Source organism: Pseudoalteromonas sp. JC28 (assembly GCF_013319255.1).
GTDB lineage: Bacteria > Pseudomonadota > Gammaproteobacteria > Enterobacterales > Alteromonadaceae > Pseudoalteromonas.
In genome coordinates this window covers 620,387-633,969 of record NZ_QOKX01000001.1, presented here as the reverse complement: position 1 = coordinate 633,969, position 13,583 = coordinate 620,387, and the positions used below count along the sequence as shown (strand labels likewise).

The window sequence follows — 13,583 nt, the reverse complement described above, 5'->3', positions numbered from 1 at the left end:
TAAAAAAGGGACGCTCGTCCCTTTTTAAAAAACTGACAGTGTTTGAATTAAATAAAACGCTTGATAATAAAGTCGACTTTCACACGCTTAGCCTGGCCAAGAAGTTTTTTCACAGGTGCTGGATAATCCGCTAGTGTCTCGAGATCGTCGTGGCTATCGATGCGACGGCAATGTTTTAATATCTCTTGTTTTTCTAACTCGATTTGAGGCAACAGTGCTTTGTCGGGATCTTCTATTAGAATACCATTTTCAATATCTAACCCCCACGCCCTTGGGTTGAGGTTATGACCACTCATTAAATGCGTATCACCATCTTTGCTCACTCCCTTCAAGTGAAACGAGTTGTTGCCATCTTGCCACAGATACACATCCAGCAATCCGGCGTTTATGAAGCGGCGTTGAGACTTGATAAATTTATACAAAATGGTTTCGTACAAATAAGGAAGCGCACCAATTCGGCTAAATGGCTGCTCTGGACTGATATAGAAATCATTTGCCGTTTTATCCCCCACCACTATTGTCACCTTTTTGCCTGTTTTCAGTAAACGACGTAATGAGCGAAGTAAAGGAGCCGGAAAATTGAAGTAAGGGGTGTAAAGTACTAACTCTTGTTCTGTGGTATCGAAAAGCGCCTTAATAAGACGGTTTAGCTTATTAGTTCTACGACCAAAACCTAAAAATGGACGAACCGTTAGACCCTCCCGACTGTTCGCCTTTGAAATATCATAACTGGCCTTTTTCAACTGTTTCATCAGCTGTTTTTGCTCAGTACGAATGTCGAGTAAAGTAGGTAATGGACGGATGTCGAGTCTAGGTACTGCGTCAGACGCTATCAGCACTTGATCGGTAAAGTGGCAAAAGCTATCCGCGAGCTGTGCTTGTTTAATCACAAAATAGCGGTCTAGACGGTATTTTTCATCATGATGCAAATAGACATTATTTAAACTAGCACCGCTATAAAGCAGGATATCGTCAATAACAAAGCCTTTTAAATGCAACACGCCAAAAAGTTCTTTTGCTTTTACCGGCACACCATACACTTCAACTTGAGTGCCTAGCTGCTCTTTTAAATCACAATATAGCTTGGCGTTGCCTTCTGACTTTTCAGCGCCAATGAGGCCGCGTTGCGCACGGTGAAAATCAACCAACACTTTTACCGTTAAGTCTGGATTTTGCTGTGCAGCCTCGTGCAATGCGTGCAATATCTCACGACCCGCCTCATCATCTTGTAAATAAAGTGCGGTGATATAAATACGCGTTTTTGCCTGTGAGATCAGTTGTAAAAGTGTCTGATGATATTGCTTAGCATCAGTTAACACCTCACAATCTTGTGCACTTAACCCGAAGCCTGGGGTATTCTGCCAAAATGCCATATGTACCTTTTCAATTAGGCTATCAACTCTTGATAGCAAAACAAAATTCTCTAAAACATATCAAAAAAAAAACCTGAGGTCATGAAATACTGCTGTTTTTTGCTAGTCCCGAACAAGATTGCTCAATCTGTAGTCGATTTAAAACAAAACAGTACAAATTTTTTGACAACTTGCCAATTTATACCAAATCAGATTACGGTTTTTTATTTACTTCCCTATTGAATTACATAGAATCGAACAAACTTTTGCTTAATAGCATTTTTTAGAATTTAGTTAGGAAAATTACATGAGCGATGCAAAACACTGCAAACTGTTGATTTTAGGTTCGGGTCCTGCGGGTTACACTGCCGCGGTATACGCAGCACGGGCAAATTTAAACCCAGTACTAATCACAGGTATGCAGCAAGGTGGTCAGCTGACTACAACTACTGAAGTCGAGAACTGGCCTGGTGATGCACATGGTTTAACGGGTCCAGCTCTTATGGACCGTATGAAAGAGCACGCAGAGCGCTTTGAAACTGAAATCATTTTCGATCACATCAACAAAGTTGACGTGACGAAGCGCCCTTTCACACTCACTGGCGATCAAGGCACTTATACTTGTGATGCGTTAATCATCGCAACAGGTGCATCTGCTAAATACCTTGGTCTTGAGTCTGAAACAGCGTTCCAAGGCCGTGGCGTATCTGCTTGTGCAACTTGTGATGGATTCTTCTATCGTGGTCAAAAGGTTGCGGTTGTTGGTGGTGGTAATACCGCGGTTGAAGAAGCACTTTACCTATCAAATATCGCTGAAGAAGTACATGTTATTCACCGCCGCGATTCTTTCCGTAGTGAGAAAATTCTTGCCGATCGCTTAATGGATAAAGCGGCGAACGGTAACGTAGTATTACACCTAAATCGCACACTAGATGAAGTGCTAGGTGATGAGATGGGTGTTACTGGTATTCGTATCAAAGATGCTGATTCAGAAGCGACAGAGCAGCTTGATCTTGCTGGTGTTTTCATCGCGATTGGTCACAAACCAAACACAGATATGTTTGAGGGCCAGCTAGAGATGAAAGATGGTTATTTGGTAGTGCAATCAGGCCTCAATGGTAATGCAACACAGACTAGTGTTGAAGGTGTATTTGCAGCAGGTGATGTGTCTGACCACATTTACCGTCAAGCAATTACCTCAGCAGGTACAGGCTGTATGGCAGCACTAGATGCAGAGCGCTTCTTAGACAGCCAAAAATAATAGATAAATGGGTCGGTCTAGACTGGCCCACTTCCCTCCTTGCCTTAATTTGCTATATTGAAATAAATAACAATCTTGTAGTTTGTTCAATGATCCAACAACTGTTCCATCTCGCCCGCGATGACTTTCGCTTTCCGCCAAATCACTATGCCTTGTCTGAACCAGATGGACTGCTTGCCATTGGCGGGTGTTTACAGGTAAAACGACTGAAAAACGCTTATGCCAATGGGATCTTTCCTTGGTTTAATGAAGGTGAGCCAATCATGTGGTGGAGCCCAAGCGAACGCGGGATCTTGGAGCTTCAAGATTTTCATTGTGGTAAAACGCTAAGAAAAGCCCAACGCAAACTCAGTCCGACCGTCACAATCAATACCGCCTTTTCACAAGTGATTCAAGCTTGTAGAAATCAACGAATGGCCGCTGAAGGAACTTGGATCACGAATGCGATGTTGGCTGCGTATCAGCAAGCACACATTCAGGGATTAGCACATAGTGTGGAGGTATGGGATAAAGGCAACCTCGTTGGCGGGCTCTATGGCATCATGCAGTCCGGTGTATTTTGTGGTGAATCTATGTTCCACACCTTACCTAATACGTCCAAAATGGCGATGTGGGCACTGGTTAATTGGCTCAAAGCCCATCAAGCACATTTTATTGATTGCCAACTCGAAAATCCTTATTTAACAAGTTTGGGATTAAAAGTTGTACCAAGGAGCGAGTTTTTGACTAGACTTAGATTGGCGGATCGATTTGAGATCCCATCATCAATGTGGCAGCCTCAGGAGTTGAAAGCTATCTATGAATGAACACTTTCCTTCTAAAATCGGACTGAGCCAACAATTTAGTTGTAGTTATTTACCTGAGCAGAAGGAACAGTTACTGGTTATTCTAGACCCAAATTGTTACAGCCCAGATAGATTTGAACAATTGTTAGCATTAGGGTTTCGCCGCAGTGGAGACCAGATTTATCGTCCGCACTGTCCCGCATGCTCAGCTTGTCAATCAGTAAGAGTATTAACTCAAGAATTTAAACCGAGTAAATCTCAAAAGCGCAAACGTAATAAATTAAAACAAGATTATCAGCTTATTATTAGCCATCAGGAGCGGCCTGAATACTATCCGTTATACGAGAAATATATCAGTCTACGCCACAGCGATGGCTCTATGTACCCACCTAACCGTCTCCAGTACGAAAGCTTCTTATTTTGTCGTTGGATGAACATCGTCTTTATCGAGCTATGGCACAAAGATAAATTAATTGCAGTGGCGGTCACAGATTCAATGCCCTATTCATTGTCTGCTATTTACACCTTTTTCGATCCTGAGTATGAATCACTAAGTATCGGTACTATCATGATCATGGCTCAGTTAGAACAGGCGGCGAAACAGAATAAACCCTATTTGTACTTGGGTTATCAAATCGACGAATGTAAAAAAATGCGTTACAAAACCCAATTTGTTCCAGCACAAAAGTTAGTTAAAGATATTTGGCAAGATATTGATCCCGCTCCCCCGCAATCTTGTGGTTAGTGCTTAGTATTCCTGCATGCTTAAGCTCAAATGCAGGAATACTTCTCCTTTTACACCCTTATTATCCCGTTGCATGGACAAAAAACATGCGTTACTAGCAGACTTTCCTATGCTAGAATAGCGCCCTTGCCTAGTAATATGGCTCCAGATTTTGAGATGCGTTAGGAATAGAAGCGAAAAACTTTAGTAAAACTGGCTGAATAAACGACCAAATTAACAAAAAATCAGCTTGTAACTTTACTTATTCCCCGCTTTTGGGCAAAATCTGCATCGTTTAATTTAACCAAGAGGTGATACGCTACACATGGCGAAAGAAGACGTAATTGAAATGCAAGGCACGGTCCTTGACACGCTACCAAACACAATGTTCCGTGTTGAACTAGAAAATGGTCACGTGGTTGTTGCACATATTTCTGGAAAAATGCGCAAAAACTACATCCGTATTTTGACTGGTGACAAAGTTACTGTTGAAATGACGCCTTACGACCTATCAAAGGGACGTATTGTCTTCCGTGCTCGTTAATCTGCGTGTGTAGATTTATACTAAGTTGATGCCGTAAACTCGTTGATACCCAAGCGACTTCAACATACTGATGTTACTTAGGTATACCAAGTTCATTCAAGCAATTAGTATACACGAACGACTAACGCTGAGTTTAAAAGACGGTAATGCCGCATCAAACTCAGTGATAACAAAAAGCCCAGCTATTCTGGGCTTTTTGTCGTTTGAATTTATTATCTAGCCCTAACCTCAGCGTTCAAAGGGAGCACCATGGTCTTCCGTGCTCGTTAATCTGCGTGTGTAGATTTATACTAAGTTGATGCCGTAAACACGTTGATACCCAAGCGACTTCAACATACTGATGTTACTTAGGTATACCAAGTTCACTCAAGCAATTAGTATACACGAACGACTAACGCTGAGTTTAAAAGACGGTAATGCCGCATCAAACTCAGTGATAACAAAAAGCCCAGCAGTGCTGGGCTTTTATCCTATAGTTCAAAGGTCTTATGCTGACACCGCTTCCGTTTGGTAATCAAAGGACAACTTGTTGTCTTTCACTGTGACTTTTACCGTCCCACCATCAGACAAATGACCAAACAAGATTTCATTGGCAAGAGGCTTTTTCAGGTTGTCCTGAATAACCCTCGCCATTGGACGAGCCCCCATTGCCTTGTCGTAACCAAGATCTGCCAGCCAATCTCGTGCTTGCGCCGTAAGTTCCAGATTAACAGACTTCTTATCAAGCTGCGCTTGCAATTCAACAATGAATTTATCAACAACTTGCAAGATAACTTCTTTCTCTAGGTGGTTGAACCAAATGATGTTATCCAAGCGGTTTCTAAACTCTGGTGTGAACACCTTATTGATTTCTACCATGGCATCATGAGAGTAGTCTTGCTGCTGGAATCCAATCGATTGACGAACAGTCTCTTGCACACCCGCATTTGTTGTCATCACCAACACAATGTTTCTAAAGTCTGCCTTACGACCATTGTTGTCTGTTAGCGTACCATGATCCATAACCTGCAATAGAATGTTGTAGATGTCTGGGTGTGCTTTCTCTATTTCATCGAGTAACACCACTGCATGAGGATGCTTGATTGCAGCCTCGGTCAACAGTCCACCCTGCTCAAAGCCAACATACCCCGGAGGCGCACCAATTAGGCGGCTAACGGCATGGCGCTCAGAGTACTCAGACATATCGAAGCGAATAAACTCTATGCCCATACACTTAGCAAGTTGCTTGGTTACTTCGGTTTTACCAACCCCAGTAGGACCTGCAAACAAGAATGAACCTACAGGCTTGTCTTCATTAGCAAGGCCTGAGCGTGATAAGCGAATTGCTGATGTTAACGCGTCAATCGACTCATCTTGGCCAAACACCAACATCTTTAAGTTACGATCAAGATTCTTAAGCGTTTCTTTATCACTAGATGATACGCTTTGCTGTGGAATACGCGCCATTTTAGACACAATAGCTTCAATGTCCGACACATTAATCGTTTTCTTCCGTCTTGAAGTTGGCTGTAGCCTTTGACTTGCACCCGCTTCATCAATGACATCGATTGCTTTGTCAGGCAAATGACGCTCATTAATATATTTAGCGCTCAGCTCAGCTGCCGCTTTTAACGCTTTTTGCGTGTAACGAATACCGTGGTGCTCTTCATAACGCTCTTTCAAGCCATGTAAGATCTTCGTGGTATCTTCAACACTTGGTTCAACCACGTCGATTTTCTGGAAGCGGCGCACTAATGCTCTGTCTTTCTCAAAGATATTCTTGAATTCAGAATATGTTGTCGAACCCATACAGCGAAGCTGTCCACTCGATAACAGTGGCTTAATTAGATTAGATGCATCCATCACACCACCTGAAGCAGCGCCAGCGCCGATAATGGTATGGATTTCGTCAATAAATAATATCGCATGAGGCTTTGACTGAAGTTCTTTCAGTAGCGCTTTAAAACGTTTCTCAAAGTCACCGCGATATTTTGTACCCGCAAGTAATGCTCCCATATCCAGTGAGTAAACCACAGCGTCAGCAATTACATCAGGTACCTGATTATTGACGATCCGATAAGCTAAACCTTCAGCAATCGCGGTTTTACCAACCCCCGCTTCACCAACGAGTAACGGGTTATTTTTCTTACGACGGCACAGCACCTGAACCGTACGCTCAACTTCCTCATCACGACCAACCAACGGATCAATACGTCCAGATTCCGCTTGAATATTTAGATTAGAAGTGAAATTTTCCAGCTTGGTTTTCTCTTCCTGTTGCATTTCACCGCTATCGTCTTGCATCTCTTCATGATCGTCTCGCTCGTGATCATCTTCAATTTTAGAGATACCGTGACTAATGAAATTAACAATATCTAGACGACTAACGTCGGCTTTCTTAAGTAAATAAACAGCTTGGCTTTCTTGCTCAGAAAAAATCGCGACAAGCACGTTTACCCCTGTTACTTCTGAGCGACCAGATGATTGAACATGGAATACAGCGCGTTGTAATACACGCTGAAAACCAAGTGTTGGTTGTGTTTCTCTGTCTTCCTCTAAATCAGGAATAACAGGCGTTGTTTCATCAATAAACTCTGATAACTCGCGCTTCAAGGTATCCATATCGACACCACAGGCATCAAGCGCCTCACTAGCAGAGGGGTTATCGATCAATGCAAGTAATAAATGCTCAACCGTCATAAATTCATGACGGCGAGAACGGGCCTCGCGAAACGCGGCGTTAAGAGTAAGTTCTAAGTCTTTGTTTAGCATTGGCAACCCCCAACAAGAAATTTATAGGTTATTCCTGCTCACAACTACAGAGCAGCGGGTGCTCGTTGTCACGAGCATATCGGTTTACCTGCTCAGCCTTGGTATGGGCTATGTCAGCAGGGTATACTCCACATACCGCTTTTCCCTTGTGATGCACTTCAAGCATCACCTCAGTTGCTCTCTCGCTATCCATATTGAAGAATGTCGTCAATACCTCGACAACAAAATCCATGGGCGTGTAATCATCATTGTTTAAAATCACTTTATATTTTCGCGGCGGTTGAAGCTGCTGCTTCTGTTCCTCGCGAACGGCGTCCAATACACCCGAATCTTTTGTCCCACTCATAATAAATATAGTCTTGTCTTATATACTCAAGCAAATAGATTTGAGAAATAAATAAAATGTTAAAAAAAAGAGCAAAAAACTTGACTGCTTGCTCATATAAACTACAGTCTTACATGACTGTCTAATCTATGGGCAGTTTAGCAAAATTAAAAGAGTAGATTAACATTAATTTAGTCAACTTATAGAAGGATGTAGAAGTATGGCTTGCGGAAAAGTCAAATGGTTCAATAACGCCAAAGGGTTTGGTTTCATCGTAGAAGACGGCAGTGACGAAGATATCTTTGCTCATTACTCAACGATTGTAATGGATGGATACAAGACGCTTAAAGCTGGTCAGGATGTATCATTCGAGCTACAACAAGGACCTAAGGGTCTACACGCAACCAACATCGCTCCAATTACGGAAGATGTTGTTTAAGTGTTAACGTAGTTTTTGGCTAAAGCGGGTTACATGAGTGCTCGCTTATTCCTCTTTTTTGAATATCTGCACAATAACTAAAAGAAATCTTCAATCTCTCCTTATCACGTTTGTTATAACTTTTCACTTTTACACTTTAAATTTAATAATTAGCCCCCATATGCAAACACTGTTAGACTAAAGCACGCTTGCAAAGTCAATTTCAGGTTGATTAGATATTGCTACTTGATGCATTTCAATGCTGAATGAATACCAGTTATTGTAATAAGCCAAAAGTATAAATACCTAACAAACTTGCTAATGCTGCGCTACCTAGGCATCGATTCTAACGAGGATTGTCGAGGTTTTTTGCACCTTTCATTAATCGCTTAGTGAACTGGTCCCGTTTTAACCAGCGACAACGACACGTTGTTGAGTGTGAAAATTGCGTTGCTTAGTCCTATTAGCAATTGTTGAACGGCGTAAAAGCCCACAACTATCTAGGAATGATGATGACATCGAAAATTATCTATACCAAAACAGATGAAGCCCCGGCTCTCGCAACTTACTCGCTATTGCCAATCATCCAAGCATTCACTAAGCCTGCAAATATCGAAGTTGAAACTCGCGATATTTCACTTGCAGGACGTATTATTGCGACTTTCCCTGAGTACTTAAAAGAAGAACAACGTATTGGTGATGCACTCGCTGAGCTAGGTGCACTTGCTAAAACGCCTGAAGCTAACATCATCAAGTTACCTAATATCAGTGCTTCAATTCCACAACTTCGTGCAGCAATTAAAGAATTGCAAGCTAAAGGTTACGCGCTTCCAGAGTATCCTTCTGAAGCAAAAACAGACGAAGAAGCCGATGTTAAAGCGCGTTATGACAAAATCAAAGGTAGTGCAGTAAACCCTGTACTTCGTGAAGGTAACTCAGACCGCCGTGCTCCAACTTCAGTCAAAGGCTATGCTCGTAAAAACCCACATTCAATGGGTGCTTGGTCTAAAGACTCACAGTCTTATGTTGCATCAATGGCTGACGGTGACTTCTTCAGTTCTGAACAGTCGGTAACGGTTGCTGAAGCGACTGATGTTCGTATTGAGCACGTAGCGAACAATGGTGACATCACCGTACTAAAACAAAGCACGCCACTACTTGCGGGTGAAATCATTGACGCCTCTCGTATGAGTGTACAGGCACTACGTGAATTCTTAGCAGTACAAGTACAAGAAGCAAAAGATAAAGGCGTTTTGTTCTCGCTACACATGAAAGCAACAATGATGAAGGTGTCAGATCCAATCATCTTTGGTCATGCTGTAAAAGTATTCTACAAAGACGTATTCGAAAAGCATGCGGCGACATTTGCTGAAATCGGTGTTGATGCAAGCAACGGTGTTGGCGACGTGTACTCAAAAATTGAGTCGTTGGACGATGCGAAGCGCAAAGAAATCGAAGCTGACCTTGCAGCCGTTTACGAGACAGCACCTGATATCGCGATGGTAGACTCAGACCGTGGTATTACAAACCTGCATGTACCTAGTGACGTGATCATTGATGCATCAATGCCTGCTGCAATTCGTTCAAGCGGTCAGATGTGGAATGCTGAAGGTAAACAACAAGATACGGCTTTTGTGATCCCAGATCGTTGTTACTCAGGTGTGTACGGCGCAACGATTGATTTCTGTAAAGAAAACGGTGCATTTGACCCACGTACTATGGGTACGATCCCTAACGTCGGTCTAATGGCACAAAAAGCGGAAGAGTACGGTTCACACGACAAAACGTTTGAAGCGCCATCAGCTGGCACAATCCGCGTTGTAAATGCGGCGGGCAACACTTTACTTGAGCACACTGTTGCAGAAGGCGACATCTGGCGTATGTGTCAGGTGAAAGATGCACCGATCAAAGACTGGGTAAAACTAGCGGTTAACCGTGCTCGCGCAACGAATACACCTGCCGTTTTCTGGTTAGACGAAGCCCGTGCTCACGACGCTGAACTTATCAAAAAGGTAAACGCATATCTGCCTGAGCATGACACTGATGGCCTTGAAATCTTAATCAAAGCACCAGTGGATGCAACGCTATACTCTCTAGAGCGCATGAAAAAGGGCGAAGATACTATTTCAGTAACGGGTAACGTGTTACGTGATTACCTAACTGACCTATTCCCAATTTTAGAGCTTGGTACGAGTGCAAAAATGCTATCTATCGTTCCACTAATGAATGGCGGTGGCTTATTTGAAACTGGTGCGGGTGGTTCTGCGCCTAAACACGTTCAACAGTTCGAAAAAGAAAACCACTTGCGTTGGGACTCGCTAGGTGAATTCCTTGCACTTGCTGCTTCTTTTGAGCATTTGAGCCAAACAACGGGTAATGCTAAGGCACAAGTACTTGCAGACACACTAGACGCAGCAACGGCTAAATTCTTAGATGAAAACAAGTCACCTTCACGTAAAGTGAAAGAGCTTGATAACCGCGGTAGCCATTTTTACCTTGCAATGTACTGGGCTCAAGAGCTGGCTGCACAAGACAAAGATGCAGAGCTTAAAGCTAAGTTTGAAAATGTTGCTGCGGAACTAACAGCAAAAGAAGCTGATATTGTTGCAGCACTAAATGAAGCACAAGGTCAAGCAATGGATGTTGGTGGTTATTACCAGCCTGAAGATGACAAAGCGTTCGCAGCTATGCGTCCTTCTGCGGTATTTAACGACGTACTAGCGTCACTGTAATCTTCGGATAACAGTCAAAAAGCGGCCTGAGGGTCGCTTTTTTGCTTGCAGGCGACACTCAGGAGCAATTGCGCTAAAATGCCATTTTTCGTGAACCTTAGGAATGTGGCGATGAACACAAGTAGTAGAGCCAATACAAATAACAAAAGAAAATCACATGCTAATAAGCCCGCATTCTCTAGACACAACACAGCACGGAAAAAGCCAATAACTAATCGGCTGTCAAAACCCGCCCTACCGCCAGAGCAAGTAAAAGTCGTTCTATTTAATAAGCCTTTTGATGTTTTGTGTCAGTTTACTGATGATCAAAATCGTCAAACATTGGCTGATTTTATTGATATCAAAGATGTCTATGCTGCAGGTCGCTTGGATAGAGATAGTGAGGGGCTATTGCTACTTACCAACTGCGGTAAATTACAAAACACCCTGACTTCTCCTAAAAAATCGACATATAAAACCTACTGGGTTCAGGTCGAAGGAGAGCCAAGTAGCGAATGCCTAAACGCGCTAAGAAACGGTGTAGAACTAAAAGATGGTCCAACTTTACCTGCCAAAGTGGAAGTAATAACTGAGCCCAATGTTTGGCCGCGTAACCCGCCGATAAGAGAACGCAAAAATATCCCAACAACCTGGCTTTCTATCTCCATCAAAGAAGGGCGTAATAGACAAGTTCGTCGTATGACGGCGCATATTGGTCATCCCACGCTTAGACTTATTCGCGCACAAATAGGTGAATATAGTCTGGGCGATCTTAAAAACGGTGAATATCGAGTGCTTTAGCATTTTCTACTAGGACTTTTCTCCTGCGCTTGAACGCCTCACGGACGTGCAATTTAAAGAGATTTGAGTATAATAAGCGCTTTCTATCTGAGCATTAAGATTAATAGCGAAATTATGAGCGATAATAGTCACATTAAAGTCATTGTCGGAATGTCCGGCGGTGTAGATTCTTCTGTATCTGCCTACCTTTTAAAACAACAAGGCTACCAAGTAGAAGGCCTGTTTATGAAGAACTGGGAAGAAGATGACAATGATGAGTATTGTGCAGCAGCTGATGATCTAAAAGATGCCCAGGCAGTGTGTGATAAGCTAGGTATTGAGCTACACACCGTAAACTTTGCTGCTGAATACTGGGATAATGTGTTTGAACACTTCCTTGAAGAATACAAGGCTGGCCGTACACCAAACCCAGACATCATGTGCAACAAAGAAATCAAATTTAAAGCCTTTTTACAGTTTGCAGCAGAAGCGTTGGGTGCAGACTATATCGCAACTGGCCACTATGTTCGTCGCGCAGAGCGTGACGGTAAATTCGTTATGCTTCGTGGAGATGACGAGAACAAAGATCAAAGCTATTTCCTTTACACATTAAGCCATGAACATATTGCGCAAACACTCTTCCCTGTGGGTGAAATTGAAAAGCCAGAAGTGCGTAAAATTGCAGAAGACCAAGGCTTAATCACACACGATAAAAAAGATTCAACCGGGATCTGCTTTATCGGTGAGCGCAAATTTAAAGACTTCCTTGCCAAATTTTTGCCCGCACAGCCTGGTGTGATTGAAGATTGCGAAGGTAATCGTGTTGGTGAACATGAAGGCTTGATGTACCACACGCTAGGTCAACGTAAGGGTCTATTAATTGGTGGTTCTAAAGAAGGCAACGGCGAACCTTGGTATGTGGTAGATAAAGATATCGAACGTAATGTACTGGTTGTTGGTCAAGGTAAAAACCACCCTCGCCTGTTCAGCAATGGTCTAAACGCAAATCAACTACATTGGGTCGACCGCGTAGGTCCGCAAGGTACAACTCGCTGCACGGTAAAAACACGTTATCGCCAAACCGACATCCCTTGTACGTTATTAGTTGGCCAAGATGGTATGGCACGTGTGCTATTCGATGAGCCACAAAAAGCCGTAACTCCCGGACAATCTGCGGTATTCTACGCAAATGACGTGTGCCTTGGCGGCGGTATTATTGAGTCGGTGATTAAATAATGCAAAACCAATACGTAATGCCTCTGGCGGCAATGTGTCAGATCAGTAAACTGGTACAAAAATGTGCGCGTTACGGCACCTTCAATGAAAATGAAGTTGAGGGCTTTTTAAAAAGCATTATTAATACTTCTCCTGAACGCCCAGAGGACGTTTACCCAGACAAATTTGCCATCAAAACAGGCTGTCGAACGCTAATTGAGCAGCTTTCGGCTGGCGGCGAAAAAGACGTTGAAATGGTTAAATATGTTGGCGCGATGATGCAATTAGAGCGAGTGCTAAGTAACGATAGCAAATCTCTTGATTTGTTAGCACAAAAAATTCAGCAAGTTGAGCGCCAGTTATTACACTTTGATATCTGTGAAAGCCAAGTTGTTGCCGCACTTGCCGACATTTACGGTCAAGTAATAAGCCCTCTTGGCCCTAAGATCCAAGTATTCGGTAAGCCTGAGCTATTAAAACAAACAGCAACACAACAAAAAATTCGGGCGCTATTACTTGCGGGGATCCGTAGTGCAGTATTGTGGCGCCAGCTCGGCGGTAAACGTCGTCATTTCTTTTTTGCGAAAAAGAAAATCATTACTGCTGCAAAAAGTTATATGTAATACCAATTTGTCTTAATACTTGCTCAATTTGAAGGAGCAAATCTGACGCTAACAGGGCTAAGAATTTCTTATTTAGAACAACTAAATAGCAAAA

General features: G+C 42.8%; 12 protein-coding genes. 9 read left to right on the top strand and 3 right to left on the bottom strand.

Annotated features, from left to right (window positions below):
- Nucleotides 1–47: 47 nt before the first annotated feature.
- A complete protein-coding gene (gene pssA / locus DS891_RS02800) occupies nt 48–1,373 on the bottom strand; it encodes a CDP-diacylglycerol--serine O-phosphatidyltransferase (RefSeq protein ID WP_174168784.1) in 1,326 nt (441 codons plus the stop codon).
- A gap of 286 nt (nt 1,374–1,659) precedes the next feature.
- On the opposite strand from pssA, the gene trxB reads away from it, so the two are divergent.
- From trxB to infA, 4 genes are all read left to right on the top strand, one after another.
- Nucleotides 1,660–2,613 carry a thioredoxin-disulfide reductase gene (gene trxB / locus DS891_RS02795; protein WP_174168783.1) on the top strand — a complete coding sequence of 318 codons (954 nt, stop codon included), beginning with the start codon at nt 1,660–1,662 and terminating at the stop codon, nt 2,611–2,613.
- Between the two features lie 89 nt (nt 2,614–2,702).
- Nucleotides 2,703–3,419, top strand: a complete 717-nt coding sequence (aat, locus tag DS891_RS02790) for a leucyl/phenylalanyl-tRNA--protein transferase (RefSeq protein ID WP_010604913.1) — start codon at nt 2,703–2,705, stop codon at nt 3,417–3,419.
- Nucleotides 3,412–4,143, top strand: a complete 732-nt coding sequence (locus DS891_RS02785; RefSeq protein ID WP_010604914.1) for an arginyltransferase — start codon at nt 3,412–3,414, stop codon at nt 4,141–4,143. The genes aat and DS891_RS02785 overlap by 8 nt, the downstream gene beginning before the upstream one ends.
- A 304-nt stretch (nt 4,144–4,447) precedes the next feature.
- The gene (gene infA, locus DS891_RS02780) at nt 4,448–4,666 is read left to right on the top strand and encodes a translation initiation factor IF-1 (protein ID WP_002962494.1); all 219 of its coding nucleotides are present in this window, start codon (nt 4,448–4,450) and stop codon (nt 4,664–4,666) included.
- 486 nt (nt 4,667–5,152) lie between these two features.
- On the opposite strand, the gene clpA is transcribed toward infA, so the two are convergent.
- Complete coding sequence (clpA, locus tag DS891_RS02775) at nt 5,153–7,417, bottom strand: ATP-dependent Clp protease ATP-binding subunit ClpA (protein WP_010604915.1); 2,265 nt, start codon at nt 7,415–7,417, stop codon at nt 5,153–5,155.
- Nucleotides 7,418–7,445: 28 nt separating this feature from the next.
- Nucleotides 7,446–7,763, bottom strand: coding sequence for an ATP-dependent Clp protease adapter ClpS (gene clpS / locus DS891_RS02770; RefSeq protein ID WP_010379297.1), 318 nt, complete (start codon nt 7,761–7,763; stop codon nt 7,446–7,448).
- Nucleotides 7,764–7,962: 199 nt separating this feature from the next.
- On the opposite strand from clpS, the gene cspD reads away from it, so the two are divergent.
- From cspD to hflD, 5 genes are all read left to right on the top strand, one after another.
- On the top strand, nt 7,963–8,181 hold the full coding sequence (gene cspD, locus DS891_RS02765) for a cold shock domain-containing protein CspD (protein ID WP_010379294.1): 219 nt from the start codon (nt 7,963–7,965) through the stop codon (nt 8,179–8,181).
- A 491-nt stretch (nt 8,182–8,672) separates the two neighbouring features.
- Nucleotides 8,673–10,892, top strand: coding sequence for an NADP-dependent isocitrate dehydrogenase (locus DS891_RS02760; protein WP_174168782.1), 2,220 nt, complete (start codon nt 8,673–8,675; stop codon nt 10,890–10,892).
- Between the two features lie 111 nt (nt 10,893–11,003).
- Nucleotides 11,004–11,672 carry a pseudouridine synthase gene (locus DS891_RS02755; RefSeq protein ID WP_174168781.1) on the top strand — a complete coding sequence of 223 codons (669 nt, stop codon included), beginning with the start codon at nt 11,004–11,006 and terminating at the stop codon, nt 11,670–11,672.
- 114 nt (nt 11,673–11,786) lie between these two features.
- Entirely contained in the window at nt 11,787–12,887 is a 1,101-nt protein-coding gene (mnmA, locus tag DS891_RS02750; RefSeq protein WP_174168780.1) for a tRNA 2-thiouridine(34) synthase MnmA, read from the top strand.
- The gene (gene hflD / locus DS891_RS02745; protein WP_010604919.1) at nt 12,887–13,489 is read left to right on the top strand and encodes a high frequency lysogenization protein HflD; all 603 of its coding nucleotides are present in this window, start codon (nt 12,887–12,889) and stop codon (nt 13,487–13,489) included. The genes mnmA and hflD overlap by 1 nt, the downstream gene beginning before the upstream one ends.
- The last annotated feature ends 94 nt before the right edge of the window (nt 13,490–13,583 follow it).

What these genes read in the sequence shown, in the direction of transcription:
- clpA (WP_010604915.1), bottom strand. Translation starts at nt 7,417, where the DNA reads ATGCTAAACAAAGACTTAGAACTTACTCTTAACGCCGCGTTTCGCGAG.
- aat (WP_010604913.1), top strand. Translation starts at nt 2,703, where the DNA reads ATGATCCAACAACTGTTCCATCTCGCCCGCGATGACTTTCGCTTTCCG.
- cspD (WP_010379294.1), top strand. Translation starts at nt 7,963, where the DNA reads ATGGCTTGCGGAAAAGTCAAATGGTTCAATAACGCCAAAGGGTTTGGT.
- hflD (WP_010604919.1), top strand. Translation starts at nt 12,887, where the DNA reads ATGCAAAACCAATACGTAATGCCTCTGGCGGCAATGTGTCAGATCAGT.
- DS891_RS02755 (WP_174168781.1), top strand. Translation starts at nt 11,004, where the DNA reads ATGAACACAAGTAGTAGAGCCAATACAAATAACAAAAGAAAATCACAT.
- DS891_RS02785 (WP_010604914.1), top strand. Translation starts at nt 3,412, where the DNA reads ATGAATGAACACTTTCCTTCTAAAATCGGACTGAGCCAACAATTTAGT.
- mnmA (WP_174168780.1), top strand. Translation starts at nt 11,787, where the DNA reads ATGAGCGATAATAGTCACATTAAAGTCATTGTCGGAATGTCCGGCGGT.
- DS891_RS02760 (WP_174168782.1), top strand. Translation starts at nt 8,673, where the DNA reads ATGACATCGAAAATTATCTATACCAAAACAGATGAAGCCCCGGCTCTC.
- trxB (WP_174168783.1), top strand. Translation starts at nt 1,660, where the DNA reads ATGAGCGATGCAAAACACTGCAAACTGTTGATTTTAGGTTCGGGTCCT.
- infA (WP_002962494.1), top strand. Translation starts at nt 4,448, where the DNA reads ATGGCGAAAGAAGACGTAATTGAAATGCAAGGCACGGTCCTTGACACG.
- clpS (WP_010379297.1), bottom strand. Translation starts at nt 7,763, where the DNA reads ATGAGTGGGACAAAAGATTCGGGTGTATTGGACGCCGTTCGCGAGGAA.
- pssA (WP_174168784.1), bottom strand. Translation starts at nt 1,373, where the DNA reads ATGGCATTTTGGCAGAATACCCCAGGCTTCGGGTTAAGTGCACAAGAT.